This window comes from Streptomyces sp. NPDC047079, assembly GCF_040643755.1.
In the GTDB taxonomy this organism is placed as follows: Bacteria; Actinomycetota; Actinomycetes; order Streptomycetales; family Streptomycetaceae; genus Streptomyces.
Genome location: NZ_JBEYUZ010000002.1, coordinates 133,413 through 159,002 on the forward strand (window position 1 = coordinate 133,413; position 25,590 = coordinate 159,002).

Below are 25,590 nucleotides of genomic sequence, written 5' to 3' on the forward strand. Positions count from 1 at the left end.
ACCGGGGTCGCCCTGGGCGCCCTGCGGACCTGTGGCACCCGTCGCACCCTGCGAGCCCGGGACGCCCTGCGGACCGGTGGCACCCGTCGCACCCTGCGTCCCCTGGGGACCGGTGGCACCCGTCGGGCCGGTCGCACCCGTCGGACCCTGGACACCGGGGTCGCCCTGGGCGCCCTGCGGACCTGTGGCACCCGTCGCACCCTGCGAGCCCGGGACGCCCTGCGGACCGGTGGCACCCGTCGCACCCTGCGAGCCCGGGACGCCCTGCGGACCGGGCGTGCCCGTCGCACCCTGCGTGCCCTGGAAGCCCTGGAAACCCTGGGGGCCCGGAGCACCGGTGGTGCCCTGCGTACCCTGCGAGCCTTGGAAGCCCTGGGGGCCCGGAGCACCGGTGGTGCCCTGCGTGCCCTGCGTACCCTGCGTGCCCTGGAAGCCCTGGGAGCCCTGGGAGCCCTGGGCACCCGTGGCGCCCTGGACACCCTGCGCACCCGGGATGCCCTGCGGACCGGGGGTACCGGTGGCACCCTGCGGCCCCTGCGGGCCGCCAACGCCGCCGCCGGGAGGGCCCTGCGGACCCTGCGGACCGGGGGGACCCTGCGGACCCGCAGGGCCGCCGCCGCCATGGCCGTCATGGCCGTCATGGTCGTGCGCACTCGGCGGACTCGGGTCTCCGGCGCGGTCGGCGCCGCGGGCTGTGGTGCTCTTGCCCCCGATCTTGTGATGGTGGGCACCCATGGCGCCGTTCGGGCCCGGCAGCCCCACACTGCTGCCCGCGCCGGACCGGTGGATGGCGTCGGCGACGGCGACTGTGCTCGGGGCGATGTTCAGCACGACGGCAAGCGCGCCGGCCGAGACCATCGTGGCGGATTTCACGCGTGAACTTCGGGTAGTTCTACGGCTCACTGAGAACCTTCCTCACGAAACGTGGAGTGACCACACCGCAAGCGCACGCACTGGGGGCGCTCACGTTGCCCGTGGCCACGGACGCGGCCATCTTTCACGCTCTGTCACGTTTTGATTACCCGTCACTCCGTGTCACCGGCGAAGATCACCCGCGCGGCTGTCATGCAGGCGCCGTCACCAGACTTCTGCGATAGGCGTCGCACTCCTCGTAGGACGGCAGCAGGCCCTGCCGCTCGGCCTCCGCAAGCGTGGGTGCCATGGTGTCCTTGTCGGACAGCAGCGGTGCGAGGTGGTCGGGCCAGGCGATGCCCAGGGCCGGGTCGAGCGGGTTGATCCCGAACTCCCGCTGCGGGGCATAGGGCTGCGAACACAGGTAGATGACGGTGGAGTTGTCCTCCAGCGCCATGAAGGCGTGGCCCAGCCCCTCCGAGAGGTACAGGCAGCGGTGCGTGGTGTCGTCGAGCCGCACCGCCTCCCATGTCCCGAACCCCGGGGAGCCGGTGCGGATGTCGACCACCACGTCGAGGACCGCGCCGCTGACGCAGGTCACGTACTTGGCCTGTCCCGGCGGAACCGCCGCGTAGTGGATCCCGCGTAGCGTGCCGCGGACGGAGCGGGAGCAGTTGGCCTGCCGGAGCCCGAACCCCTGCCCGGTGGAGCCGTGAAACGTTTCGGCCTTGAACCACTCGTGGAATCTGCCCCTGTCGTCCGTGAACACCCTGGGTGTGTCCACCCAGGCCCCTTCGATGCCCAGTGCTCGCACGCGCCCGCTTCCTTCCGCCGCGCAGCTGTGGTCGGTCCCTGTTCTCTTCGGGACATCCGCCGCGGGGCTTTAGGCGGGCGCGCCCAGGCCCGTGGACAGCAGTTGCCCAGGCCGCGAACCGCTGCCCCGCTGAGGCCCGACCAGGCCCCGGGCGTCTTCCAGCAGCCCCAGCAGATAGTGGCCGTATCCGCTTTTGAGCAGTGGCTGGGCCAGCTCCCGGAGCCGGTCGTCGTCGATCAGGCCGGCCCGCCAGACCGCCTCCTCCACGCAACCGACCTTGTAGCCCTGGCGTTCCTCGATCACCCGCACGAACTCCGAGGCCTGGACCAGGGACGTGAAGGTACCGGTATCCAGCCAGGCGGTGCCCCGGTCGAGCCGGGTCACGTGGAGCATCCCGGCCTCCAGATAGACGCGGTTGAGGTCGGTGATCTCCAACTCGCCCCTGGCGCTGGGCCGCAGGCCGCGGGCGATGTCCACGACGCGGTGGTCGTAGAAGTACAGTCCGGGCACGGCGTACCGGGACCTGGGCCGGGCCGGCTTCTCCTCGATGGACAGGGCCCGGCCCTCTTCGCCGAACTCCACCACCCCGTAGGCCGACGGATTGGCGACCGGGTAGGCGAACACCCTGCCGCCCGTCAGGTCGTCGTGGCGGGCCAGCCGTGTGCCGAGGCCGCTCCCGTGGAAGATGTTGTCGCCCAGGATCAGGGCGACGGGCTCGTCGCCGAGGAAGTCGGCTCCCAGTACGAAGGCCTGCGCAATGCCCTCCGGACGCTTCTGCGCCAGGTATTCGAGCCGCAGGCCCAGTTGACTGCCGTCGCCGAGCAACCGGCTGAACTGGTACTGGTCTTCGGGTGTCGTGATGACCAGGATCTCCCGGATCCCCGCCATCACGAGTGTGGAAAGCGGGTAATAGACCATGGGTTTGTCGAAGACCGGGAGGAGTTGCTTCGACACCGAGCGGGTCAACGGCCACAGTCGCGAGCCGGTTCCCCCGGCCAACAGAATTCCGCGCATGGCATCACCATAGGTGAATTGCCCATAACTGCCCGTTTTCCGCGCTCTTCCCGGTGTGTACGGGGATATACGAGAACCGGGCCGGGGCCCGCACCCGTACGCCGTTGTACGGTGCGGGCCCCGGCCCGGTGCCACACGGTGCTGTCACCGCGGCCGGCCTTCGTGACGACATCGCAGGTCAGGGCAGTGCCGGACCGGCCGCGGAGTTTTCGGGAGATCAGCCCAGGCGCTGCACCAGCGCGCGGTACTGGTCCCACAGTTCCTTCGGGGTGTGGTCGCCGAAGGTGTTGAGGTGCTCGGGAACCAGGGCCGCCTCCTCGCGCCACACGTCCTTGTCGACGGTGAGCAGGAACTCCAGGTCGGACTTCGACAGCTCCAGGCCGTCCGTGTCCAGCGCCTCCTTCGTCGGCAGGACGCCGATCGGGGTCTCGGCACCCTCGGCCTTGCCCTCGAGGCGCTCGACGATCCACTTCAGGACGCGGCTGTTCTCACCGAAGCCGGGCCAGACGAACTGGCCCTCGGCGTTCTTGCGGAACCAGTTGACGTAGTAGATCTTCGGCAGCTTGGACTGGTCCTTGTCCTTGGCGACCTCGATCCAGTGGGCCATGTAGTCGCCCATGTTGTAGCCGCAGAACGGCAGCATCGCGAAGGGGTCGCGGCGCAGTTCGCCGACCTTGCCCTCGGCCGCGGCGGTCTTCTCGGAGGCGACGTTCGCGCCGAGGAAGACACCGTGGTTCCAGTCGAAGGACTCCGTCACCAGCGGGACCGCGGAGGCGCGGCGGCCACCGAAGAGGATCGCGGAGATCGGCACGCCCTTCGGGTCCTCCCACTCGGGCGCGATGATCGGGCACTGCGCGGCGGGGACCGTGAAGCGGGCGTTCGGGTGGGCGGCCGGGGTGTCCGACTCCGGCGTCCAGTCGTTGCCCTTCCAGTCGGTGAGGTGGGCCGGAGTCTCCTCCGTCATGCCCTCCCACCAGATGTCGTTGTCGTCGGTGAGGGCGACGTTGGTGAAGACGGAGTTGCCCCACAGCGTCTTCATCGCGTTGGCGTTGGTGTGCTCGCCGGTGCCGGGGGCGACGCCGAAGAAGCCGGCCTCCGGATTGATCGCGTACAGGCGGCCGTCCTCGCCGAACCGCATCCACGCGATGTCGTCGCCGATCGTCTCGACCGTCCAGCCGGAGATCGTCGGCTCCAGCATGGCCAGGTTCGTCTTGCCGCAGGCGCTCGGGAAGGCCGCGGCGACGTACTTCGACTGGCCCTGCGGGGGCGTGAGCTTGAGGATCAGCATGTGCTCGGCGAGCCAGCCCTCGTCGCGCGCCATCACCGAGGCGATGCGCAGGGCGTAGCACTTCTTGCCGAGCAGCGCGTTGCCGCCGTAGCCGGAGCCGTAGGACCAGATCTCACGTGTCTCGGGGAAGTGCGAGATGTACTTGGTCTGGTTGCAGGGCCAGGGGACGTCCTCCTGGCCGGGCTCCAGAGGGGCGCCGAGGGAGTGGACGGCCTTGACGAAGAAGCCCTCGGGGCCGAGTTCGTCGAGGACCGCCTGGCCCATGCGCGTCATGGTGCGCATGGAGACGGCGACGTACGCGGAGTCGGTGATCTCCACGCCGATCGCGGAGAGCGGCGAGCCCAGCGGGCCCATGCAGAACGGCACGACGTACATCGTGCGGCCGCGCATGGAACCGCGGAACAGGCCGTTCTCGCCCTGGAAGATCTCCCGCATCTCGGCGGGCGCCTTCCAGTGGTTGGTCGGACCGGCGTCCTGCTCCTGCTCGGAGCATATGAACGTCCGGTCCTCGACCCGGGCGACATCGCTCGGGTCGGAGGCCGCGTAGTAGGAGTTCGGGCGCTTGATCGGGTCGAGCTTCTTGAACGTGCCCTTGCGGACGAGCTCCTCGCACAGGCGCTCGTATTCGGCCTCGGATCCGTCACACCAGACCACGTTGTCCGGCTGCGTCAGTTCGACGATCTCGTTGACCCACGAGATCAGGTCCTTGTGCTGGGTGGGGACGGTTGAGGGAGCCGCGATGTCGCGCGCCACGATCGCTCCTAGATGAGGGGTTTTCTGTTGGTTGCCCCGTGGGGGCCGCGGCCCGGATGCTTCGTAGCCGCTCATCCGGTGCCGACCGCACTCATTTGATCATCCGACGTTCTCGCCCATCTGTCCAGAGGACGTCACACCTGAGCGGAGTGAGGATCGCCACGCGTCCCCGTGTTTCTTTGCGTCCACGTAGGATTCGGCCGAAGGATTTTTTTGCGTTGACACCCGTCCCGCGCAGGGCGGACAGCCCGGGTGATACCGGTCGCACTTTGATCCGCAACTTACGGTTCCGTAGGTACCATGCCGCGCATGACTGCGTCAGTCCCCGACGCGCCCACGGACTCGCCGGCAGCAGGCCGCGGTCCCGTCGCGCTTTCCCTGCCCCACCCGGTCAAGCCGAAGCTACGCGGGTGGCTACACCTCGGAATGTTCCCGACCGTCCTCGTCTCAGGCCTGGTGCTCACGGCGCTCGCGGACTCGCCCCGCGGCCGGGTCGCCTGCGGCATCTACGCTCTGACGGCCTGTCTGCTCTTCGGTGTCAGCGCGCTGTACCACCGCGGCAACTGGAGCCCACGCATGGACGGCGTACTGCGCCGGCTCGACCATGCGAACATCTTCCTGATCATCGCGGGCACCTACACACCCCTGACCCTGCTGCTCCTGCCGGGCACGAAGGGCCGGTGGCTGCTGTGGGGGATCTGGGCCGCGGCGGCGGCCGGCATAGTCTTCCGCGTCTTCTGGGTCGGCGCCCCCCGCTGGCTCTACACCCCCTGCTACATCGCGATGGGCTGGGCCGCCGTCTTCTTTCTCCCCGACTTCACGCGCACGGGCGGGATCGCCGTCCTGGTTCTCGTCATCGTCGGCGGACTGCTCTACAGCGCGGGCGGCGTGGTCTACGGGATCAAGCGGCCGAACCCGTCACCCCGCTGGTTCGGCTTCCATGAGGTCTTCCACTCCCTCACCCTCGCGGCGTTCGTCGTCCACTACGTGGGGATCTCCCTGGTGGCGTACCAGCACACGTGACACACCGCCCCGCCCTACGGCCACGGCTTCCCACGCCGTGGCCGTTGCCGTTCGGGGCGAGAAACCGTCAAATGACAATCACCCGCGTTTGACATCTTCTTTCTGTTTGTTGGCGCCACGGCCCCGAAACCCGGAGGCCGGGGACGGGTCCCGCGTGTCATCCTGAGCCGGTGAACGGACCCGAGATCCACGTCGAGTTCGCCCCCGAACTGGGGCTCTTCGTCCCACACGCGCGGCGCGGGCGCGCCACCGCGTTCGTCACCGACGGTGCCTCCACCCTCGGCCATGTCGTCGAGTCGCTGGGGGTGCCGCTGACCGAGGTCGGGGCGCTCCTCGTGGACGGCCGCACCTCTCCCTTCTCCCACGTCCCGGCCGCCGGCGAGCGGATCGAGGTCTGCCCCGTGGAGCGCCCCCAGCAGGTGCCCGGGGCCCCGCTCCGCTTTCTCCTGGACGTCCACCTCGGCACTCTGGCCCGCCGGCTGCGGCTGCTCGGCGTGGACGCGGCCTACGAGTCCACGGACATCGGCGACCCGGCCCTCGCCGCCCGCTCGGCGTCCGAGCAGCGGGTGATGCTCAGCCGCGACCGGGGGCTGCTGCGCCGCCGTGAGCTGTGGGCGGGCGCGTTCGTCTACAGCACCCGGCCGGACGACCAGCTGCGGGATGTGCTCGACCGGTTCGCGCCCGAACTGCGGCCCTGGACCCGGTGCACCGCCTGCAACGGCCTGCTCCGCGACGCCACGAAGGAGGAGGTCGCCGACCAGCTCCACCACGGCACGCGCCGCTCCTACGACGTCTTCGCGTGCTGCCGCACGTGCGGCCGCGCCTACTGGAAGGGCGCGCACCACGACCGGCTGGAGGCCATCGTGGAGCGCGCCCTGACGGAGTTCCCGAGCCGGGCCTAACGCCGGTTCTTCACGTCGCCCTTCCCGCAGGCCAGCCCGTCCCTGTCCGGGTCGAGGCCGAGCGGGTCGTCCTTGCCGTTGACCCGGAGGCGGCCGTAGTCGTTCCGCGCCAGCCAGGCGCAGCGCGCGGCCGTCGTCCTCTTCACCTCGGGCGGGAACGCGGTCGGCACGCACACATTGGCCGAGCCGTAGTGCCGGTCGCAGCCGGAGATCGTCGTACTGACCTTCTGCGAGGTGCGCTTCTTTCCGGGACCGGTGGTCGTGCCGGCCGGGTCGTCGGCGAAGGAGTGGACGTGGGCCGAGGGGCTGTGGGCGCTGAGGGCGGCCGGGCCCTTGAGATGGATCCACCGGGCCACCGACGGGACGCCGTTCGCGTCGACCGCGAAGAGCATGTACCAGCCCGGCGGGGCCAGGTTGGGGTTGCTCGTCACGTTCAGGTCGACGTTGTTGCCGTTCACCGTCAGCGGCATGTCCACGAACCGCTGGTTGGGGTCGGAGGAGTGGGTGACCGCCGCCGGGCGGATCAGTTCCGCCTTCGCGATGGGCCGGTCGACCGTGATGCGCTGCGTGGTGCCGTACGTCCACTCGTTCTGGATGACCGAGGTGATCGTCGGGCGGGTGCCCTTGAAGAGGTACGGCGGCGAGTAGATCGACACGTTGTGGTTCCACGTCCCGTTGCCCGGGTTGTCGCCGGTCGCCATCACCCGGCCGTCCGGCAGCAGGAAGGCCGAGGAGTGGTAGCCGCGGGCCTCGGGATCGGCGGCGACGGGGTCGAAGGCGTTGGTGTCGGGGTCGTAGATCGAGGACTCGTACACCGGGTTCGCCCGGTTGTGCAGGGCGCCGCCCGTCTCCAGCACCTTGCCGTCCGGCAGCAGCACCGCGGAGACGTACATCTTGCCCTGGGCGCCGGTCTCGGCGACCTTGCCGTTGCCGAGGTCGACCGTGCCCTGCGGGAGCGGCGGCCCGGCCACGTACGACGGACTGGCCTGCTTGAGGTCGATGAGGTCCGTGAGCCGGTTCGCGTCCGGGTTGGAGTCGATGTTGCCGCCGCCGAGGGTGAGCACCTTCTGGTCCTGGGCCGGGGGCAGCAGCACGCTCGCCGACTGGTCCCGCTCGTCCTTGTTCTGAAGGCCCGGGATCTGCGTGATGGTGTTGGCGCCGTAGTCGTAGACCGCCGAACCGGTGCCCGGGATGTTGTTGCCGAAGACATGGCTGCCCGAGTAGAAGAGGCGGCCGTCCTGCATCAGGATCATCGACGGGTACAGGCCCCAGTACGACCAGGTCTGGTTGACCTTCCACAGCGGCTGCCACTGCTGGTCCTTGTCCGACCAGTACTCGGTCGTCACCGAGCCCGTGGAGTCCTCGCGCAGCCCGCCGAAGGAGATGACGTCACCGTTGCCGAGTTCGGTCGCCGACGGGTACCAGTGGCCGTCGTTGAGGTCGTTGGTCTTGGTGTAGGTCTCGGTCTCCGGGTCGAAGACGTACGAGTCCTTGAACCCCTCGTAGCCGTGACCGCCCACGACCGGGTACGCCTTGTTGCCGCTCATGACAAGCACCCGCCCGTCCTGGAGCTGCACATGTCCGGCGCAGAACATGTCCTTGGGGGTGGGGATCACCTTGTACGAGCCGTTCGACGGGTCGTAGACCGCGCTGGTGAACGTGCCCGCGGCGAAGTTCTCCTCGCTGTTGCCGGAGCCCGCGATCAGCAGCACCTTGCCGTTGTTGAGGACGACGGAGTGCATGGAGCGGACGGGATTCCGCGTGGGCAGGACCTGCCAGCCGCCGTTCGCGCACTGGTCCGTGGTCCCGGTGCACTGCGCGGGCGGCAACGGGTCGGCGACCTGCTCCATCGTGTAGTCGTCGGTGGTCACGGACCCGGTGCCGTACACCGAGACCCCCCAGGTGATCATGTCGGTGCCGGACGGCACCTCGGGGGTGCGGACACTCGCCCGGGCCCAGGGCGCGCTGATGTCCAGCGTCTTGAGGTCGGTCCAGTACTGCCAGCCGGCCGTCTTGTCGTGACGGAACAGGGTGATCGAGGTGTCGGGGGTGCTCGACTTGTACCAGAGCGAGAGGTCGTACTGCTTGCCCGGGGTGACCACGGGCGCGCAGCTCGCGGACTCGGTGATGAGTGCCTTGCGGTCGCCGTCGACGCGCCGGGTCAGCTCGACCTTCATGGCCTTGCTTCCCGTGTGGGCGTCTGCGGTGGTGGTGAAGGTGAAGTCGTTGTCGCCCCAGCCGGACTTCTCCCAGCAGTACGGCATCCCGTCGGTGCCGGCGGTCTCGAAGCCGGGGTTCTTGACGAGGTTGGCGGCGGAGGCGGGCTGCGGCGAGGTGAGCAGCAGGCCCATGGTCAGGCCGGTCACGGCCAGCAGGGCGGTCCGGCGTCTGTGGAGTGGGCGGAGTCTGCGAACGGTCTTCACACGGTCCTCCTCGCTGTACGGCTCCCGCCCGCGGCGGGCCTCGACTCGTCGGCGCCGCCGCTGCCCCGGGCCCCCCGGCCCCGGCGCGGCAGATAGACCAGCGCTTCGGTGCCCACGAAGCGCAGGACGAACGTCATCACCAGCGCCAGCGCGGTGGCCGGCAGCGCACCCGTCCCGAACTCGTGCACGAGCAGTGCGATCAGCGGGATGCGCAGCACCAGATCGGCGTTGGCGAGCAGCGCGAACCGCCCCGCCCGGTCCCACCAGAGGCGGTGGCGGCGGCGCTCGCGGAACAGCAGCTGTTCCATGAGCAGGAAGTTCCAGGCCACACCCAGCTGGTTGGCGAGGATCTCCGCGGGCACGTAGTGCAGACCGAGCCGGGTGAGCGCCCACAGGCCCACCAGGTTCGGTACGAACCCGGAGGCGCCGATCAGTCCGAAGGCGACCATGCGCGCGATCGGCGAGGCGCTGCGCAGCCCGGCCAGATGGCGCAGGAAGCGCAATCCCTCCTGCGCGGTCGACTTGGACTCGCCCGCGAACCGGTCCTGGAAGACGAACGGCACCTCGGTGACCCGGCGCGGTCTGCTGCGCACGGCCAGCTCGAGGAGGATCTTGTAGCCGAGCGGCTGGAGGACCTCCGCGGTGACCGCGCTGCGGCGGATGGCGAAGAAGCCGCTCATCGGGTCGCTGATGCCGCGCAGCCTGCGCGGGAACAGCGACTTGGTGAGCCAGGTCGCGCAGCGGGAGACAGCGATGCGGTAGCCGCCCGCGAGCCCGGCGCGGCTGCCGCCGTCGATGTAGCGGGAGGCGACGACCAGCCCGGAGTGCGTCCGCTCCCCGGCGCCGATCAACTCCGGTACCAGGGACGGCGGATGCTGGAGGTCTCCGTCCATGACGACGATCCAGTCGGAGCCGGCCGCCTTCATGCCCTCCACCACGGCCCCGCCGAGCCCCCCGGCCGGCTCGTCCCGGTGCAGCACGGTGACGGGGAACGGGCAGTCCTGCGCCTCGCGGCGGATCACCTCGGGGGTGTCGTCGGTGGAGTCGTCGACGAAGACCACCTCGCAGGGCAGCCGGGTCGGTACCGACAGGCTGATCCGGCGCAGCAGTTCGCGGATGTTGGCCGACTCGTTGAAGGTCGGTACGACGATGGTCACGGCGCCCGGTTCGGGCACTTCGGCCGCGCGTACCGCCGGATCGCCCAGCTCGCCGGGGACGGTGGATTCATGGCTCATCGGTCGCCTCCCGCGGCCTTGCCTACCTTGCGGATCTCGATCCGGTCGGGGCCGGTGCCGAAGGTGGCGACCGGTGTGGAGTGCTTCATCGCGGCCATGACGCCCGGCAGGTCGACCGCGTCGCGCCGGACGGTCGGGGAGGCGACCACGTAGTCGAGGTCGCGCCAGCCGCGCGGCATGGTCCTGGTCACCGCGGGGTCCAGATCGGCCTTGTAGAACCAGATGGCGCCGAGCCCGGGCCGGTACCCGGCGTGGACGAGGTCGAGCCAGAGAGCGTCGTCGACGAGGACCCGGGTGTCCTGCGGGTCCTTCACCTCGCTGGTGAGCCAGTGGGAGGCGGCCCGGTAGGAGGCATTGGCGTCGGCCGTGACGGCGGTGCGGTCGCCGTCGTACCAGCGGGGCACGACATACGCCCCGGCCCCGGCCACGAGCAGCGCCGCCACGGCGTACCGCACCCAGGTGACGTGGGGCCGCTCGGTGCCGCCGCGCCGCCTGTGCAGCACCGCGTGGGCGACGCTCGCGGCGGCGCCCGCCAGGACCAGCGCGAGGAACGGGAGGGCCTGGATGACGTACATCGCGGGCAGATAGCCGCCCGGCCGCATCGCGACCAGGGTGAGGATCGCGACGGCGAGCGCCGGTCCGGCCAGCGCGCGTGCGGTGACCGACCAGCGCCAGGTGAGCAGGAGCAGCAGTGCTCCGGCGAGACCGCCGAGCGGCAGGACCCGGTCGTAGTACAGCCAGGAGTGCAGTACGCCGTACGAGCCGGAGCCCGGGTCGAGGAGGAATCCGGAACCGGCGCGGCTCATCTGGTAGGTGATGCCGTCCCACAGCGAGACATGGCCCGCTCCCGGCAGCAACTCGCCCTTGAGCAGGGCGAAGAGCGGGTACGACAGTCCGATCAGGGCGCACGCCGTGACCGCGCCGGTGAGCGCGAACTTGCGGGTGTCGCGGTGGCTGTGGCGCCACATGGTGAGGAAGACGGCGGGCAGGACGACGAGCATCGTCTCCTTGGTGAGGACACCGGCCGCGGCGGCGAGTCCCGCGCCGAAGTGGTGCCAGAGGTGACGGCTCGGGGACGCGGCCAGGGTGAACGCCAGGAGCGTCCACATCACCGCGATGTTGTCGAGGAAGATCTCGCGCTGGAGCACCACCGACAGCGGCGAGAGCCCGAACAGGACCACGGCGAGCCCCGCCGCCCAGAGGGGCAGCCTCAGGCGCCGGGCGAGGACGTACACGAGGATCGCGCTCACCGCGCTCACCAGCAGCATCGCCGGCCGCATGCTGCCGACCGTCATCAGTGAGGGGTCGAAGCGGGAGGGCAGCCAGGTCAGCAGGGCCAACTGGATCCAGCCGAGCGGCGGGTGGTCGTACCAGTACGTGTAGTGGGCGAGCCCGTGGCCGCTCTGCACGGCCCAGGCCTGCGCGAGGTAGGTGCCCTCGTCGTCGCTGAGGGTCGGGTAGTCGGCGATGTTCCAGCCCTGCACCGTGAGGATCGCCGCGAGGAGTACCCCGCACAGCACCAGATCCGGCCGTGAGCTGCGGAAACGGAAAGCCGGAGGGGCGACGGGAACGGTTTCGGGGACAGGTGTGTCCTGCGCGGGGACCTTGGTGCCGGTCGCCGCGGGAAGAGTGGAGGTCACGCGGGAACGTCCTCTCGCGTCTCGCGGATCACGGCGGCCGTGGGCAGATGCGCGCCGACGTGGCTGGTCAGCTCCCAGTCGTTGCGGCCGCGCTGCTCGCGCCAGACGGCACGGACAGCGGCGCCCGCGAGGAGCACCTGATAGAAGGGACCGCCCACGATGAGCTTCACATAGTGGACGAAGCGGACGCGCAGCCCGTACTGCTTGCCGAAGTCGTGCAGCCCGACCACCTCGAAGACGAAGGTGACCGCCGCCGTGACGAGCGGCAGGAAGGTGAGGAAGGCGACGCCGACCGGCACGTCCAGGAAGAGGGCCACGCCCGCGTTGAGCGGGATGATGACGCCGGAGAAGGCCTGGAGGAACGGCGTCATCAGGGTGTAGCGGGCGAGCATCCGCCGGCCGAGGCCGGGGAGCTGTTTCCAGTCCTTCTTGCGGTAGACCTGGAGGAAGCCCTGGTTCCAGCGGGTGCGCTGCTTGAGCAGCGACATCAGCGAGCCGGGGGTCTCCTCACGGGTCACCATGTCGGAGTCGTAGGCGACGACGACCTTCTTGCCGACGCTGGACAGCCGGACCCCCAGGTCACAGTCCTCGGCCAGGCAGTCGGGGTCCCATCCGTCGCTCTCCCTCAGCACGTCCGTCCGTACGAAGACGGTGTTGCCGCCGAGCGGGATGAATCCCTTCTGCGCGTGCAGATGCAGCCGGGAGCGGAACCAGAAGAAGTACTCCAGGCAGTTGCGCAGGCTGTACCAGCTGGAGTGGAAGTTGATGAGCTGCACCCCGCCCTGGACGACGTCGGCGCCCGTGGTGCGGAACGCGTGGTCGACATGGGCGAGCAGCTCCGGATGGACCTGGTCCTCGGCGTCGAAGACCCCGACGACATCACCGCGGCAGTGCGGCAGCGCCGTGTTCATGGCCTTCGGCTTGTTCTTCTTCTCGTGGTGGTCGACGACGACGCGGACGCGCCCGTCGCGGGCTGCGGCCTCACGGGCGACCTCGGCGGTCTCCGGGTCGTCGTGCCCCACGATCACGATGATCTCGAAGTCTGCGTGGCTGGACTCCAGCAGGCGCTGGATCGTGTGGTCCAGGACGGCTTGTTCGTGTCTCGCGGGCAGCAGCAGCGAGAACGACAGATGCTCGGCGCCGTCCGGACTGCGGAACCGGGTGGAGGCCAGCACCTCGGGCGTGCGCCACGCGTGCATCTGCCACCACAGGGTGAATGCGGCCATCCAGAACAGCGCCAGCGAAACGGCAGCGATGAAGACAGACGTCAGCAAGGAAAGATCCCCCCAGATCCCCAGAACCCCCTGATCGCGACAGCGCGTCACTCCTGTCGCTTCACCGTGGAGAGACTAAGTGGGAACTGTGAAGTTGGGGAGCTCTTCCGATAAATAGCTTGTTTCGGAACGGTCACCCTCCTACAGGGATCTACCCCGAACACACGCGCAATTCAGGCGTATGGAACGACGCGTTCCATGGCGCGTTTCAGCCGCTCAGCGCCCTGCGGAGCCGCTCGGGATCCGTGGTCGGCACATCACAGGTGAAGTTGCGGCAGACATATGCGGTCGATTCACCATTGGCCAGAATCCGGTCAACGAGGAGCGGGAACTCATCACTCTCCGGAGTGCCCACGGCCACCACCGCTCCCGGAGCGGTGCCCAGGAGCGCCGTGCGGTGCAGGGTCCTGGTCGCCGGGTCCTCGAGAGCCGGGCCGACGATCGCGATCTCCCGCGGCCCGTCCAGGAGCGCCTCCGCGACGGCGAGCCCCCAGCCGATGAAGCGGGGCACCCGCGGGCCGAGCGCCTTGACGACGCCGAGCGCCCGCTCCGCCGCGGTGCGATGGGGCTCGGAGCCGGTCTGGGCGGCGTACGACAGCAGGGCCCCGGCGGCGGCGGTCCAGCCGGAGGGGGCGGCGTTGTCGGTGGGGTCCTGGGGGCGGCGGATGAGCTTCTCGGCGTCGGCGGCGGTGTCGTACAGCGCCCCGCTCTCGTCGGTGAACCCCGTGAGCACCTGGTCGAGCAGAAGTCCGGCGAAGTCCAGCCAGACGCCCTCCCCGGTGACGGAGGCGAGGGCGAGGAAACCCTCGGCGACGTCGGCGTAGTCCTCCAGCACGCCCGCGTTGGCCCCCACCCGGCCGTCCTTCGACGTACGGGCGAGCCGGGCGTGCTCGTCCATGTGCAGCCGTACCAGCAGGTCGGCCGCGCCGATCGCGGCGTCCACGAGATCGGGGCGGTCGAAGTACGCGCCCGTCTCCGCGAGGGCGGCGACGGCGAGGCCGTTCCAGGCGGCGACCACCTTGTCGTCACGCCCCGGGGCGGGGCGCCCGGCCCGGGCCTCGAAGAGGCGGCGCCTGATCGACTCGACCCTGTGCGCGTCGAACACGCCCTCGCTCTGGGGAAGGCGGAGCACGGAGGCGCCCTGCTCGAAGGTGCCCTCCTGCGTGACGCCGAAGTACTCGGCGGCGAGTTCGGCGTCCTCCGGGCCGAGGACCTCGGCGAGCTGCGCGGGCGTCCACACGTAGAAGGCGCCCTCGACGTGCCGGCCGGTTCCGTCGTCGCTGTCGGCGTCGAGCGCGGAGGCGAACCCGCCCTCGGCCGTGCGCAGTTCGCGCACCATGAAGTCGGCGGTCTCCAGGGCCACCCGGCGGGCCTGCTCGGAGCCGGTCGCACGCCACAGGTGCGCGTACACGCGGCACAGCAGGGCGTTGTCGTACAGCATCTTCTCGAAGTGCGGCACGGCCCAGTCGCGGTCCACGGAGTAGCGGGCGAAGCCGCCGCCGAGCTGGTCGTAGAGGCCACCGCGCGCCATGCGCTCGCAGGTGTCCTGAGCCATCTGGAGGGCACCCTGGGAGCCGGTGCGGGCGTGGTGGCGCAGCAGGAACTCCAGGACCATGGACGGCGGGAACTTGGGGGCGCCGCCGAAGCCGCCGCGCTGCGGGTCGTACTCACGGGTGAGGCCGAGCAGGGCCTGGGCGAGCTCCTCCTCCCCGGGGGCGCGGGTGTCGCCGTACGGGAACTCCCGTCCGGCGAGGTCCCGCACGATCTTCCCGGCGACCTCGGCCACCTCCTCCCGGCGGTCGGTCCACGCCTGATGGACGCCCTGGAGGACCTGCCGGAAGGACGGCATCCCGTGCCGGGGGGAGGGTGGGAAGTAGGTGCCGAAGTAGAACGGCTCGGCGTCCGGGGTGAGGAAGACGGTCATGGGCCAGCCGCCCTGGCCGGTGGCCGCCTGGACGGCCTCCATGTAGACGGCGTCGACGTCCGGGCGTTCCTCGCGGTCGACCTTGACGCTGACGAAGTGCTCGTTGAGATAGCCGGCGGTCTCCGGGTCCTCGAAGGACTCGTGCGCCATGACGTGGCACCAGTGGCAGCTGCTGTAGCCGACGCTCAGCAGGACGGGCACGTTCCGCCTGCGCGCCTCGTCGAAGGCCTCGGCCGACCAGGGCCACCAGTCGACGGGGTTGTCTGCGTGCTGGAGCAGGTACGGGGACGTCTCATGGGCCAGTCGGTTCACTCCCCCACTCTCCCACGGCGTCGCGGACCGCGGAGAACCGCGAAACGGCCGGTCGCGCCCCGGCACGGCGAAGCGGCCCGGCGGCGCCGGCCGGCCGAGACCGTCCAGGGCACCGCGGGCCGGGACAACGGAGGCCGATCAGCCCCGCCGGGCCCTGGGCGCGGCCTCGGCCGCGTCCTGGTCCTTCCGCGCGGCTCCCTCGCCGGAGGCGTCGGCCTCCTCGAAGTCGACCTTGCGCATGTGCTTGTTCATGGACTTCATCAGACCCCACACGGCCAGTGCCATCACCGCGAAGACGATGAAGCCGAGGACGCCGGGGGTGACCTTGTTCTGGTCCACCTCGGCGAGGGGGACCAGATGCGTCACTGCCAGGCTCACGCTTGCGCTCATGTCAGGCATTGTCCCTCAGGGCTAGCGGATGCCTGCAAAGAGGTCGTCCTCCGGCAGGGAGGTGTCCACGAGCGACTTCGCCAGCTCGTACTCCTCCGTCGGCCAGACCGCCTTCTGCAACTCCATCGGGACGCGGAACCAGCCGCCGTCGGGGTCGATCTGCGTGGCGTGCGCGATCAGAGCCTTGTCGCGGATCTCGAAGAAGTCCGCGCACGGCACGTGGGTGGTCAGGGTGCGCTCGACACGCTCGAACTCGTCCCACCGCTTCAGCCAGTCCCCGTAGGGCGACTCCAGGCCGCGCTCGAGCATCGCCTCGTGCAGCGCCTCGGTACGCGGGCGGTTGAAGCCCTGGTTGTAGTAGAGCTTCAGCGGCCGCCACGCCGGACCGAACTCCGCCTCCGGGTACTTCTCGGTGTCCGCCGCGTCCTCGAAGGCCACCATCGAGATCTTGTGGGTCATGATGTGGTCGGGGTGCGGGTAGCCGCCGTTCTCGTCATAGGTGGTGATCACCTGCGGACGGAACGCGCGGATCTTGCGGACCAGCTCGCCGGCCGCCTTGTCGACGTCCTCCAGGGCGAAGCAGCCCTCCGGCAGCGGAGGCAGCGGGTCGCCCTCCGGGAGGCCGGAGTCGACGAAGCCGAGCCACTCCTGCTTGACACCCAGGATCTCGCGGGCCTCGTCCATCTCCTTCTTGCGCACCTCGTGGATGTGCTCCTGGATGTAGGCGTCGCCTTGGAGCTTCGGGTTGAGGATGGAGCCGCGTTCCCCGCCCGTGCAGGTCACCACCAGCACGTCCACCCCCTCGGACACGTACTTCGCCATGGTGGCCGCGCCCTTGCTCGACTCGTCGTCGGGGTGGGCGTGGACGGCCATCAGTCGCAGTTGGTCAGTCAAGACTCGATCCTCAGTAAGTCGGCAAGTCGGCGCCCATGTGAATCGGCGCGATGGGCGGCTTCTATAGTGACCGAATCGGGGGGCGAATAATTCCGGGTCCGGTCCCGGAGCGCCCCCTCCGGGACGTACGTCCCGGTTCCTGCCGAGAGGACGGTCATGAGTACGGCGAGCACGCGGCTGCCCGAGGGCCGCTACGGCCGCTCCGCGGACGAGCGCGCCGACCGTACGCTCAGGATCGCCGGCGGTGTGCTGGGCGCCCTGCTGCTCGCGCTCATCGGCTGGTTCGCGTACCACTACGTGGCCCAGAGCAGGATCAGCGCCGAGGTGATCAGCTTCGAGGCCGCGCACGACACGGTCAAGATCCATCTCGAGGTCCGCAAGGACGCGGACACCGCCGGTTACTGCACCCTGCGCTCCCAGTCGGCGGACGGCGCCGAGGTGGGCCGCGCGGACTTCCGGTTCGGCGGACACGCCACCCGCATCGACAAGGTGGTCACGCTCCGTACGACGGCCCCGGGGACCACGGCGGAGCTGCTCGGCTGCCACGCGGGCTGACATCACCGTGTCATGTAGCTGCTGACCTGCGTTGATGTAATTCTGATGGCTTATGTCCTCCCCCTTTCGCCGCTGAATTGTTAGGCTCGTGGTTTCGCCCATCCGTGAAGGCACATTCTTCTGGGTAGGGCGATGCTTTGTATTCCCAGTACCGACGAGGAGCACCTGTGACCCAGACCAGCGAGAACGTCACCTGGCTGACCCAGGAGGCGTACAACCAGCTCAAGGCCGAGCTGGAGTACCTTTCTGGTCCCGCGCGCTCGGAGATCGCCGCAAAGATCGCCGCCGCGCGCGAGGAGGGCGACCTGCGTGAGAACGGCGGGTACCACGCGGCCAAGGAGGAGCAGGGCAAGCAGGAGCTCCGTGTGCGCCAGCTGACCCAGCTCCTGGAGAACGCCAAGGTCGGCGAGGCTCCGGCAGCCGACGGTGCCGTGGCGCCGGGCATGGTCGTCACCATCGCCTTCGACGGTGACGAGGACGACACCCTGACCTTCCTGCTGGCGTCCCGCGAGTACGCGAGCTCCGACATCGAGACCTACTCGCCGCAGTCCCCGCTGGGGACGGGCGTGAACGGCAAGAAGGTCGGCGAGGACGCCGAGTACGAGCTGCCGAACGGCAAGAAGGCCACAGTGAGGATCCTGAAGGCCGAGCCGTACTCCGGCTGAGACCAGGACACGAGGGGACCCCGGTGCCATGGCACCGGGGTCCCCTCATGCGGCGGGCGACCGCGTCCGGGCGACCGGGAACGGCCGCCTCACCTCCTGCACTCGAGGTAGACCCCGCCGGTGTCCTTCACGTCGCCGTGGCCGTTCGGCCTGGTCCCGATCACCCAGGTCTTGAACGCTCCCCGGGTGGGGCACTTCACGGAGGCGACCACGCTCCCCACGGAGCTGGGCGAGACGTTTACACAGTTGTTCTTCAGCTCGACCCAGCCCTCGAGCGTCTCACCCAGGAGGGAGACACAGACCCTCTTGTAGCCCGCGTAGTGAGCACTGGCGACGACCTCGTGCGCGTAGACCTTCGGTGCCCACGCGTCCAGCTCGTAGGCCTGGGTCGCGGCCATCGCCTGGGGCGCTCCGGTCAGCAGGGCTCCCGTGGCGACCGCCGCGGCCACAGCACCCATCCGTCGCTTGAGCATCGTTTTCCCCCTGTCGCATCGGTACCGGAGGCACCTGTGTGCCCCCGGGGGTTGCTCCTGCATCATCCGAGTCGGAAAGGCCCCGCCGACATCCCCCGCTCAGGGGATCTTGATCCGGGCACGTACCGGCCGGGCGAGCCCCCGCGAGCTCAGAGGACGCATTCACCGGATCATCACCTCCCGTTCGAAGCCCACCCCCTACAGTCGTGATTCGGATGCACGCCTGACCCGCGTGCGTTGGTGACCGCGCGGCACACCGCGCAGCACCTCTCCGACCAGGGGGATACGCGTGATAACCATCGGCCTTGTTGCCCGGAGCCCACGTCAAAGCGAGCAGCTCCGGACCGTTCTGGGCGCGGACCGTCGCGGCGACGCCGCCGCCGAGCACAGGCACGACGTGGCGCCGTTGTGCGGTGCACTGCCGGACGTGCTGATCGTGAGCTACGCAAGGGGAAGCGAGGCGTTCGGGGCGTTACGGCGCATCGCGGAAGCCCGCGTGTCGCCGGCCGTACTGCTGCTCGCGGACGCCCGGACCGTCGTCCGGGGCGGCTGCCTGCCGGAGCCGGGGCCGGGCCGGGGTGCCGTCGGCGTGCGCCCCTGCGCGTCGTGCGGGTGCCGGGCCCGGACCGAGGCCCGGACCCTGCTGGACGCCCTCTCGGCGCGGGAGCTGGAAGTACTCGCGCTCGCCGGTGACGGTCTCTCCAACGCGGAGATCGCGCGGAACCTCACCATCAGTCCCGAGACGGCCAAGGACCACCTGCACAGCATCTACGGCAAGCTCGGCGTGCGCGGTCGGCTACAGGCCGCCAAGATCGCCTGGCAGGCGGGCATCACCGGCGGCGGGCCGTCCGGCGCCCCGTGATCAGGCCGAGGCTCACGAGGAAACCCCTCGAGGCGCCTCAGTAGATCACCGTGTAGCCGGCGTCGCGCAGGGCACGGCCGACCTCGGCGCAGTGGGCCGGACCCTTCGTCTCCAGGTGAAGCTCCACCTCAGCCTCGGTGAGCCCGAGACGTGGGTCGGTCCGTACATGGCTCACGTCGAGGACGTTGGCGTCCGCCGCCGACAGCACCCCTAGCAGCGTGGCCAGCGCCCCCGGCCGGTCCGTCAGGCGCAGACGGACGGCCAGGTAGCGGCCCTGCGCGGCCATGCCGTGCCGCAGGACGCGCTGGAGCAGCACCGGGTCGACATTGCCGCCGGACAGCACCCCCACGACCGGGCCCTCGACCGGGCCCAGCCCGCTCAGCAGGGCCGCGACGGGGCTGGCACCGGCCGGCTCGACCACCAGCTTGGCCCGCTCCAGACACAGCAGCAGCGCGGCGGACAGCTGGTCCTCGGTGACCGTGCGGACCTCGTCCACCAGTTCGCCGACGATCCCGAACGGCACATCACCCGGCCGGCCGACCTTGATGCCGTCGGCCATGGTCGCCGGGTTCTCGATCGCCACGGGACGACCGGCCGCCAGCGAGAGCGGATACGCCGCCGAGCCCTCCGCCTGCACACCGACGATCCGCACATCCGGCCGCAGCGCCTTCACCGCGACCGCGATCCCGGCGGCGAGCCCGCCGCCGCCGACCCCTACGACGATCGTGCGCACCTCCGGGCACTGCTCCAGGATCTCCAGGCCGACCGTGCCCTGGCCCGCGATGATGTCGGGGTGGTCGAAGGGGTGGATGAACACCGCCCCGGTCTCGGCCGCGTACTCCTGTGCGGCGGCCAGCGTCTCGTCGACCACCTGGCCGTGCAGGCGCACCTCGGCGCCGTACTCCTGCGTGGCGCTGATCTTCGGCAGGGGCGCGCCCTTCGGCATGAACACCGTGGCGTGCACCCCGAGCAGCGACGACGCCAGCGCCACGCCCTGCGCGTGGTTCCCGGCGCTGGCGGCCACCACCCCGGCGGCCCGCTCCTCGGGGAGCAGACCGGCGATCCGCACATACGCCCCGCGCAGCTTGAAGGACCCCGTGCGCTGGAGGTTCTCGCACTTGAGGTGCACCTGCGCGCCGACCAGCTGGGACAGATGCCTGCTGCCCTCCATGGCGGTGACACGCGCCACGCCCGAGAGCATCTTCTGGGCACCCCGGACGTCGTCCAGCGTCACCGTCGGCGGGGAGTCGGCCGTGCTGTAGCTCATGGTCACCAGTCTCGCAGTTCACGCCCGTCCGCAGCGGGTGTGACCAAGGCGCGGGACGGGTTTGCCCAGCGCCGGTACGGCCCGCCCCCGGGCCGCGTACCCTGTCCCCCAACCCAGCTCCCCACGCATGAAGTGAGCCCCCGGCCATGCCCACAACACCTGATATGTCGATGGACATGACGACCGTCGGTGATCCCGGTCTCCTGGACACGCTGCAGCACGAGGTCGCGGTGTTCGCACGCCGCGCCGAACAGACGCGGCTCGGCGGGGTCGGGCAGGTGCGCAACTCCATGGACCGCGCCGCGTACCTGCTGCTCAACCGCCTCGACAAGGAGGGCCCGATGGGCGTCAAGGCGCTCGCGGCGAGCATGGGCATCGACTCGTCGACGGTCACCCGGCAGGTGGCCCCGCTGGTCGACACCGGTCTCGTCAAGCGCACCTCGCACCCGGAGGACGGTCGCGCGGTGGTGCTCCAGCTCTCCCCGCGCGGGCTGTCCCGTCTGGAGGAAGTCCGGGCCTCCAGGCGTCAGTTGATGGCCGAACTGACCCACGACTGGACGCCGCAGGAGCGCGAGGCGTTCTGCTCCCTCCTCACGCGGTTCAACGTCGCCCTCTCCGCCCGGCAGGCCGCCCAGGGCGGCCCGGTGACGGAGTCACAGCCGGCTTCCTGACCCCCGGGGGGCACGTCCCCCGCCCGTACGGCGACACGCGCGCGTACGGGCGCGCCCAGGCTCTTGACCCCGGAGCGCGGCCGGTTTCCCATGAGACCGGGTCCCCGTCGTACGCGGTCGGCGCGCCGTTCACGCCCCCCTGGTCGTGTGTGCGACCGCCGCCGCACACGACGGACCCTCTTCCCTTCAGGGTCGCCCTCAGGCAGGAGGCGCGGTGCGAGAACGGCAAGTGTCCCAGGACGTCCGCCGGGCCCGGGAGTTCCAGGCGTTCGTCGCGGGTGCGGCCGGGCGGCTGCTGCATGCCGCCACCCTGCTGACCGCCGAGGCCCCTGAGGACAACCCGCACGCGCGGCGCCTGCTGACCTTGGCTCTCGCCGAGACGTACGCCTCCTGGGACCGGCTGCGCGGCGAGGACCCCTACGACCGGGCCCGCCGCCGACTGGCCACCCGCTTCGCGCACAGTGCGTGGCACCGGTACGGACCCCTCGGCCGGCACCGGCCGGACCCGGGCAGCGTGCTCGCGGACCTGACGCCCCAGGAGCGGCTGATCCTCGTACTCAGGCTCTACGAAGGTGTCGCCGAGGAACAGACGGCGGCACTGCTGGGCCTGTCCGCCGAACGGGTCCGGACGATCTGCACCCGGGCGACGGCGACGCTGCTGCACCCGGCACGGGCGGCACTGGGGGCGGAGGTGGCCCCGTCGTGAGGGGCGCGGCGGCGCGGAGGGACCGGAGGCGGAACGGAGGGCGCCGGTGAACCTGGCCGAGCGGGAGGCCGCCGCACGGCGGCTGCTGGAGCGGACGCCGCCCCCGGTACCGCCCGGACTCCACGCGGAGGCGGTCCGGCGGGGCAGCCGTATGCTGCGCCGCCGGACCGTGGCGCGCCGCCTGCTCTGGCTCGCCCTGTTCGCCGCGGCCGTCGCCTTCGCGGTCTGGGCCTCGCTGGCGCGCCCGTGGGTGGAGCCGCCCTCGACGACGACTCCACCGATCAGCAACTGGTGAGACCGGGCCCCTGACCCGCCCTCCGGGTGACGACGGCACCGGGCCGCGGGCCCGCCATCCGGGCGACGACGGGCGTGCGACGCCCGGACCTAGCCGAGGGCCTGCTTCAGGTCCTCCAGGAGGTCGTCGGCGTTCTCGATGCCCACGGACAGGCGGACCAGGTCGGAGGGCACCTCCAGGGCCGAGCCGGCCGCGGACGCGTGCGTCATGCGCCCCGGGTGCTCGATCAGCGACTCGACGCCACCGAGGGATTCACCGAGAGTGAACACCTTGGCGCGGTTGCAGACCTCGACGGCCGCCTCCTCGCCGCCCTCGACCCGGAAGGAGATCATGCCGCCGAACGCCTTCATCTGCTTCGCGGCCACCTCGTGACCGGGGTGCTCCGGCAGGCCCGGGTAGAGCACGCTCGTCACGCGCGCGTGCCGGGTGAGCATGTCGGCGATCTTCGTCGCGTTCTCGCTGTGCCGGTCCATGCGGACGGCGAGCGTCTTGGTGCCGCGCAGCACGAGCCAGGAGTCGAAGGGGCCGGCGACCGCTCCCATCGCGTTCTGGTGGTAGGCCAGCTCCTCGCCCAGCTCCTGGTCCTTCACGATCAGCGCGCCGCCGACGACGTCGGAGTGGCCGCCCATGTACTTGGTCAGGGAGTGCACGACGACATCCGCGCCGAGCGACAGCGGCTGCTGGAGGTAAGGGGTCGCGAAGGTGTTGTCGACGACGAGCCGGGCGCCCGCGTCACGGGCGATCTGAGCGACGGCGGCGATGTCGGTGATGCCGAGCAGCGGGTTGGAGGGGGTCTCCACCCACACGGCCTTGGTCTTCGGGGTGAGGGCGGCTCGTACGGAGGACGGATCGCTGGTGTCGGCGACCGACCATTCCACGCCCCACCGGGAGACCACCTTGGCGAAGAGGCGGAACGTACCGCCGTACGCGTCGTTCGGGATGACCACGTGGTCGCCGGGGCGGAGCAGCGTACGCAACAGGCAGTCCTCGGCCGCCAGTCCGGACGCGAACGCGAGGCCGCGGCGGCCGCCCTCCAGGGCGGCGAGGTTCTCCTCCAGGGCGGTCCTGGTGGGGTTGGCGCTGCGGCTGTACTCGTAGCCGCCGCGCAGGCCGCCGACACCGTCCTGCTTGTAGGTGGAGACCTGGTAGATCGGCGGGACGACCGCACCGGTGAGGGGGTCGGCGGTGTTCCCCGCGTGGATGGCGAGGGTCTCGAAGTGTTCGCTGATGTGCCTGTCGCTCATGAGCACCGAGGGTAGTGCGCCCGCGGCCGGGATGACGCGCGCGGCCGGAAGGCCGGCGGTGGGCGGGCGGCGCGGTGGGCCGGGGGGTGGGTGGCGCGGTGGGCCGGTGGCCGGGCGGGGCGGTGGGTTTCCAGGCCGGGCGGTGGGTTTTCCACAGGTTCCGCGACCGGGTTGGCACAGTGCCGGACCCGTCTGGTTCGCTTGAGCCATGGCGATTCTCTGGCTCCTGATGGCGCTGGCCCTCTTCAGCATGGTTCTGCTGCCCGTCTTCATGCGCAGGCGCTCGGGCATCCAGCAGGTCGCGCCCGGCGACCCGGACGCGGCGGACCCGGCGAACTACGGCTTCGTGCGCCAGGAGGAGCTGGACATCCGGATGCCCGGCCCGGACCAGGACCTGCTGGACGTCCTGGACGTGGTGCAGCGCACCCAGGACTACCGCGCGGCCGCGCAGCTCCTGGCCGGCACCGAGACGGAGGGCGAGACCCGCTGGCAGCGCGTGCAGGCCTTCGCGGGAGCCGCGTCGCTGGAGCTGCAGCAGCGGCCCGGCGGTGTGAGCGAGACGCCGGGCGGCCAGTGGCTGCGGGTGTGGCGGGCCGAGGCCCCCAAGGACGCGGGCGGCGCGGCCGTGCACGCGGAGTTCCTGGTGCAGCAGGCGTGGCGTACGTCGACGCCGGGGACGGACGAGTTCCGGATCATCATGGAGGAGGCCAGATCGGCGTGCGGGGAGGCGGCCCTGCTGGCCCCCGGCGACCCCGTCCCGTACATCGTCGAGCTGTCCGTCGCCCGCGGGCTGGCCTACCCCCGGCCCGAGTTCGAGCAGCTGTGGCTGAAGATCCTGGACCGCGCGCCCGCCCACATGGGAGCGCACCTCGCGGCCCTGCACTACTGGTGCGAGAAGTGGCACGGCTCACGGGAGCAGGCGTACTCCTTCGCCGAGGCGGCCGCGGCCCGGGCACCCCACGGCTCGCTGCTGGCTGCGATGCCCCTTTTCGCGGTCTTCGAGCACCTGCCCGAGGTGCACCTGGTCAGCAGCTTCTACCGCAGCGAGGTCGTGACGAAGGCGGTCCACGGCGCGCTCCACGCGGTCCACTCGGCCCGCCCCGACGACCCGATGCTCGCGCATGTCCGCCACCTCCTGGTGTTCTTCCTCGTCCGCGGCGAACGCTGGGGCGAGGCGATGGCCCAGCTGGTCCACGTAGACGGGCACGTGGGCGCGCTCCCCTGGACCCTGACCGCCGACCCGGCCGCGGACTACGCGGTCTACCGAGCCCTGGCGGTGGCGGGGTACGAGGCGAACGGGGGCAGCCCGGCGACGCTGCCCCACTGAGGCAGGACCCCGAAGCATGCCGCCCACCGGCGCCCGGAACGATCCCGACGACCACAACAGGTTCTTCGTTACGAGGACTTACCCGATCTCCATGCCGGGCTCACCGCTTATCTCGCCGGGTCACCGGGCGGGCAGCCGCCATCCTGGGCGCGGGAAGTGGCAGGTGTAGCCGTCCGGGTAACGCTGCAGGTAGTCCTGATGCTCGGGCTCGGCCTCCCAGAAGGGGCCGACAGGCTCTACCTCGGTGACGACCTTGCCGGGCCACAGTCCGGAGGCGTCCACATCCGCGATCGTTTCCTCGGCGATCCGCTTCTGCTCGTCATCCACGTAGTAAATCGCCGAGCGGTAGCTGAGGCCGATGTCGTTGCCCTGGCGGTTCTTGGTGCTCGGGTCGTGGATCTGGAAGAAAAACTCCAGGATCGCGCGGAAGTCGGTCTTCTCTGGGTCGAAAAGGATCTCAATGGCCTCCGCGTGCGTGCCGTGGTTACGGTACGTCGCATTCGGCACGTCCCCCCCGGTGTATCCGACCCGGGTCGCCGTCACGCCCGGGAGTCGGCGGATCAGCTCCTCCATCCCCCAGAAGCATCCGCCCGCAAGCACGGCCCTCTGCGTCTGCGCAGCCATTGCGGCCCTCCAATATCTGTCAGCTCGGTCACTCGGGCTACTCGGCTCGCACACCACCGGCTTCCCACCCCCCTCAACGCGCGAGGGGTCCAGGCGATTCCGTGCCCGCCCAACCGGCCCTGCGGTCGCCGGCCACCGCGAGAAGCGCACCGATTGTTGCCTC

The 25,590-nt window shown here is 70.5% G+C and carries 23 protein-coding genes and 1 pseudogene; 9 read left to right on the forward strand and 15 right to left on the reverse strand.

The window, feature by feature from the left end:
* From ABZ823_RS03125 to ABZ823_RS03140, 4 genes and pseudogenes are all read right to left on the reverse strand, one after another.
* Window positions 1–873 (reverse strand): annotated as a pseudogene (locus ABZ823_RS03125) (collagen-like protein); the annotation flags it as partial.
* 190 nt (window positions 874–1,063) lie between these two features.
* Window positions 1,064–1,666 (reverse strand): dTDP-4-dehydrorhamnose 3,5-epimerase, encoded by a 603-nt coding sequence (gene rfbC, locus ABZ823_RS03130; RefSeq protein ID WP_361653079.1) that lies wholly within the window; start codon window positions 1,664–1,666, stop codon window positions 1,064–1,066.
* Between the two features lie 69 nt (window positions 1,667–1,735).
* Window positions 1,736–2,680, reverse strand: coding sequence for a glucose-1-phosphate thymidylyltransferase RfbA (rfbA, locus tag ABZ823_RS03135; protein ID WP_361653081.1), 945 nt, complete (start codon window positions 2,678–2,680; stop codon window positions 1,736–1,738).
* A gap of 217 nt (window positions 2,681–2,897) precedes the next feature.
* Window positions 2,898–4,721 (reverse strand): phosphoenolpyruvate carboxykinase (GTP), encoded by a 1,824-nt coding sequence (locus ABZ823_RS03140; protein WP_361653083.1) that lies wholly within the window; start codon window positions 4,719–4,721, stop codon window positions 2,898–2,900.
* 309 nt (window positions 4,722–5,030) lie between these two features.
* On the opposite strand from ABZ823_RS03140, the gene ABZ823_RS03145 reads away from it, so the two are divergent.
* Both ABZ823_RS03145 and ABZ823_RS03150 read left to right on the forward strand, forming a co-directional pair.
* Window positions 5,031–5,744, forward strand: coding sequence for a hemolysin III family protein (locus ABZ823_RS03145; protein WP_361653085.1), 714 nt, complete (start codon window positions 5,031–5,033; stop codon window positions 5,742–5,744).
* A 170-nt stretch (window positions 5,745–5,914) separates the two neighbouring features.
* Entirely contained in the window at window positions 5,915–6,646 is a 732-nt protein-coding gene (locus tag ABZ823_RS03150; protein ID WP_361653087.1) for a Mut7-C RNAse domain-containing protein, read from the forward strand.
* On the opposite strand, the gene ABZ823_RS03155 is transcribed toward ABZ823_RS03150, so the two are convergent.
* From ABZ823_RS03155 to mca, 7 genes are all read right to left on the reverse strand, one after another.
* A complete protein-coding gene (locus ABZ823_RS03155; RefSeq protein ID WP_361653655.1) occupies window positions 6,643–8,997 on the reverse strand; it encodes a galactose oxidase-like domain-containing protein in 2,355 nt (784 codons plus the stop codon). The two genes, ABZ823_RS03150 and ABZ823_RS03155, sit on opposite strands and share 4 nt — an antisense overlap.
* 68 nt (window positions 8,998–9,065) lie before the next feature.
* Complete coding sequence (locus ABZ823_RS03160) at window positions 9,066–10,304, reverse strand: glycosyltransferase family 2 protein (protein ID WP_361653089.1); 1,239 nt, start codon at window positions 10,302–10,304, stop codon at window positions 9,066–9,068.
* A complete protein-coding gene (locus tag ABZ823_RS03165) occupies window positions 10,301–11,944 on the reverse strand; it encodes a phospholipid carrier-dependent glycosyltransferase (protein ID WP_361653091.1) in 1,644 nt (547 codons plus the stop codon). Before ABZ823_RS03165 ends, ABZ823_RS03160 begins: the two co-directional genes overlap by 4 nt.
* Window positions 11,941–13,218: a glycosyltransferase gene (locus ABZ823_RS03170; RefSeq protein WP_361653093.1), complete on the reverse strand. Its 1,278-nt coding sequence runs from the start codon at window positions 13,216–13,218 to the stop codon at window positions 11,941–11,943. The genes ABZ823_RS03165 and ABZ823_RS03170 overlap by 4 nt, the downstream gene beginning before the upstream one ends.
* Window positions 13,219–13,426: 208 nt before the next feature.
* Window positions 13,427–15,454: a thioredoxin domain-containing protein gene (locus ABZ823_RS03175; protein WP_361653095.1), complete on the reverse strand. Its 2,028-nt coding sequence runs from the start codon at window positions 15,452–15,454 to the stop codon at window positions 13,427–13,429.
* A 138-nt stretch (window positions 15,455–15,592) separates the two neighbouring features.
* Window positions 15,593–15,853: a hypothetical protein gene (locus ABZ823_RS03180; protein WP_361653097.1), complete on the reverse strand. Its 261-nt coding sequence runs from the start codon at window positions 15,851–15,853 to the stop codon at window positions 15,593–15,595.
* A 12-nt stretch (window positions 15,854–15,865) separates the two neighbouring features.
* On the reverse strand, window positions 15,866–16,738 hold the full coding sequence (gene mca / locus ABZ823_RS03185; RefSeq protein WP_361653099.1) for a mycothiol conjugate amidase Mca: 873 nt from the start codon (window positions 16,736–16,738) through the stop codon (window positions 15,866–15,868).
* 156 nt (window positions 16,739–16,894) lie between these two features.
* On the opposite strand from mca, the gene ABZ823_RS03190 reads away from it, so the two are divergent.
* On the forward strand, window positions 16,895–17,293 hold the full coding sequence (locus ABZ823_RS03190) for a DUF4307 domain-containing protein (RefSeq protein ID WP_361653101.1): 399 nt from the start codon (window positions 16,895–16,897) through the stop codon (window positions 17,291–17,293).
* A 167-nt stretch (window positions 17,294–17,460) separates the two neighbouring features.
* Entirely contained in the window at window positions 17,461–17,958 is a 498-nt protein-coding gene (greA, locus tag ABZ823_RS03195) for a transcription elongation factor GreA (protein ID WP_361653103.1), read from the forward strand.
* Window positions 17,959–18,047: 89 nt separating this feature from the next.
* Here the strand turns inward: greA and ABZ823_RS03200 are convergent, their stop codons facing one another.
* Window positions 18,048–18,431 carry a hypothetical protein gene (locus ABZ823_RS03200; RefSeq protein WP_361653105.1) on the reverse strand — a complete coding sequence of 128 codons (384 nt, stop codon included), beginning with the start codon at window positions 18,429–18,431 and terminating at the stop codon, window positions 18,048–18,050.
* A 427-nt stretch (window positions 18,432–18,858) separates the two neighbouring features.
* On the opposite strand from ABZ823_RS03200, the gene ABZ823_RS03205 reads away from it, so the two are divergent.
* Complete coding sequence (locus tag ABZ823_RS03205) at window positions 18,859–19,293, forward strand: LuxR C-terminal-related transcriptional regulator (RefSeq protein WP_361653107.1); 435 nt, start codon at window positions 18,859–18,861, stop codon at window positions 19,291–19,293.
* Window positions 19,294–19,330: 37 nt separating this feature from the next.
* Here ABZ823_RS03205 and ilvA read toward each other — a convergent pair whose 3' ends face one another.
* Window positions 19,331–20,560, reverse strand: coding sequence for a threonine ammonia-lyase (gene ilvA / locus ABZ823_RS03210; protein ID WP_361653109.1), 1,230 nt, complete (start codon window positions 20,558–20,560; stop codon window positions 19,331–19,333).
* A 146-nt stretch (window positions 20,561–20,706) separates the two neighbouring features.
* Between ilvA and ABZ823_RS03215 the strand changes: the two genes are divergently transcribed.
* The 3 genes from ABZ823_RS03215 to ABZ823_RS03225 all read left to right on the forward strand — a co-directional run bounded on the left by ABZ823_RS03215 (window position 20,707) and on the right by ABZ823_RS03225 (window position 22,232).
* Complete coding sequence (locus tag ABZ823_RS03215) at window positions 20,707–21,231, forward strand: MarR family transcriptional regulator (RefSeq protein ID WP_361653111.1); 525 nt, start codon at window positions 20,707–20,709, stop codon at window positions 21,229–21,231.
* Between the two features lie 214 nt (window positions 21,232–21,445).
* The gene (locus ABZ823_RS03220; protein WP_361653113.1) at window positions 21,446–21,937 is read left to right on the forward strand and encodes a sigma factor-like helix-turn-helix DNA-binding protein; all 492 of its coding nucleotides are present in this window, start codon (window positions 21,446–21,448) and stop codon (window positions 21,935–21,937) included.
* Between the two features lie 46 nt (window positions 21,938–21,983).
* On the forward strand, window positions 21,984–22,232 hold the full coding sequence (locus ABZ823_RS03225) for a hypothetical protein (RefSeq protein WP_361653115.1): 249 nt from the start codon (window positions 21,984–21,986) through the stop codon (window positions 22,230–22,232).
* Between the two features lie 89 nt (window positions 22,233–22,321).
* Here ABZ823_RS03225 and ABZ823_RS03230 read toward each other — a convergent pair whose 3' ends face one another.
* A complete protein-coding gene (locus ABZ823_RS03230) occupies window positions 22,322–23,476 on the reverse strand; it encodes a cystathionine gamma-synthase (protein WP_361653117.1) in 1,155 nt (384 codons plus the stop codon).
* Window positions 23,477–23,684: 208 nt separating this feature from the next.
* Here ABZ823_RS03230 and ABZ823_RS03235 point away from each other — a divergent pair, with 208 nt between their 5' ends.
* Window positions 23,685–24,803 carry a hypothetical protein gene (locus ABZ823_RS03235; RefSeq protein ID WP_361653119.1) on the forward strand — a complete coding sequence of 373 codons (1,119 nt, stop codon included), beginning with the start codon at window positions 23,685–23,687 and terminating at the stop codon, window positions 24,801–24,803.
* 120 nt (window positions 24,804–24,923) lie between these two features.
* Here ABZ823_RS03235 and msrA read toward each other — a convergent pair whose 3' ends face one another.
* Window positions 24,924–25,427: a peptide-methionine (S)-S-oxide reductase MsrA gene (gene msrA / locus ABZ823_RS03240; RefSeq protein ID WP_361653121.1), complete on the reverse strand. Its 504-nt coding sequence runs from the start codon at window positions 25,425–25,427 to the stop codon at window positions 24,924–24,926.
* Window positions 25,428–25,590 lie beyond the last annotated feature (163 nt).

Excerpts from the sequence above, each read along its gene's own strand:
- ilvA (WP_361653109.1), bottom strand. The coding sequence starts at position 20,560 with ATGAGCTACAGCACGGCCGACTCCCCGCCGACGGTGACGCTGGACGAC.
- rfbA (WP_361653081.1), bottom strand. The coding sequence starts at position 2,680 with ATGCGCGGAATTCTGTTGGCCGGGGGAACCGGCTCGCGACTGTGGCCG.
- ABZ823_RS03160 (WP_361653089.1), bottom strand. The coding sequence starts at position 10,304 with ATGAGCCATGAATCCACCGTCCCCGGCGAGCTGGGCGATCCGGCGGTA.
- ABZ823_RS03190 (WP_361653101.1), top strand. The coding sequence starts at position 16,895 with ATGAGTACGGCGAGCACGCGGCTGCCCGAGGGCCGCTACGGCCGCTCC.
- ABZ823_RS03180 (WP_361653097.1), bottom strand. The coding sequence starts at position 15,853 with ATGCCTGACATGAGCGCAAGCGTGAGCCTGGCAGTGACGCATCTGGTC.
- ABZ823_RS03235 (WP_361653119.1), top strand. The coding sequence starts at position 23,685 with ATGGCGATTCTCTGGCTCCTGATGGCGCTGGCCCTCTTCAGCATGGTT.
- ABZ823_RS03155 (WP_361653655.1), bottom strand. The coding sequence starts at position 8,997 with ATGGGCCTGCTGCTCACCTCGCCGCAGCCCGCCTCCGCCGCCAACCTC.
- msrA (WP_361653121.1), bottom strand. The coding sequence starts at position 25,427 with ATGGCTGCGCAGACGCAGAGGGCCGTGCTTGCGGGCGGATGCTTCTGG.
- ABZ823_RS03200 (WP_361653105.1), bottom strand. The coding sequence starts at position 18,431 with ATGCTCAAGCGACGGATGGGTGCTGTGGCCGCGGCGGTCGCCACGGGA.
- ABZ823_RS03145 (WP_361653085.1), top strand. The coding sequence starts at position 5,031 with ATGACTGCGTCAGTCCCCGACGCGCCCACGGACTCGCCGGCAGCAGGC.
- ABZ823_RS03230 (WP_361653117.1), bottom strand. The coding sequence starts at position 23,476 with ATGAGCGACAGGCACATCAGCGAACACTTCGAGACCCTCGCCATCCAC.
- ABZ823_RS03215 (WP_361653111.1), top strand. The coding sequence starts at position 20,707 with ATGCCCACAACACCTGATATGTCGATGGACATGACGACCGTCGGTGAT.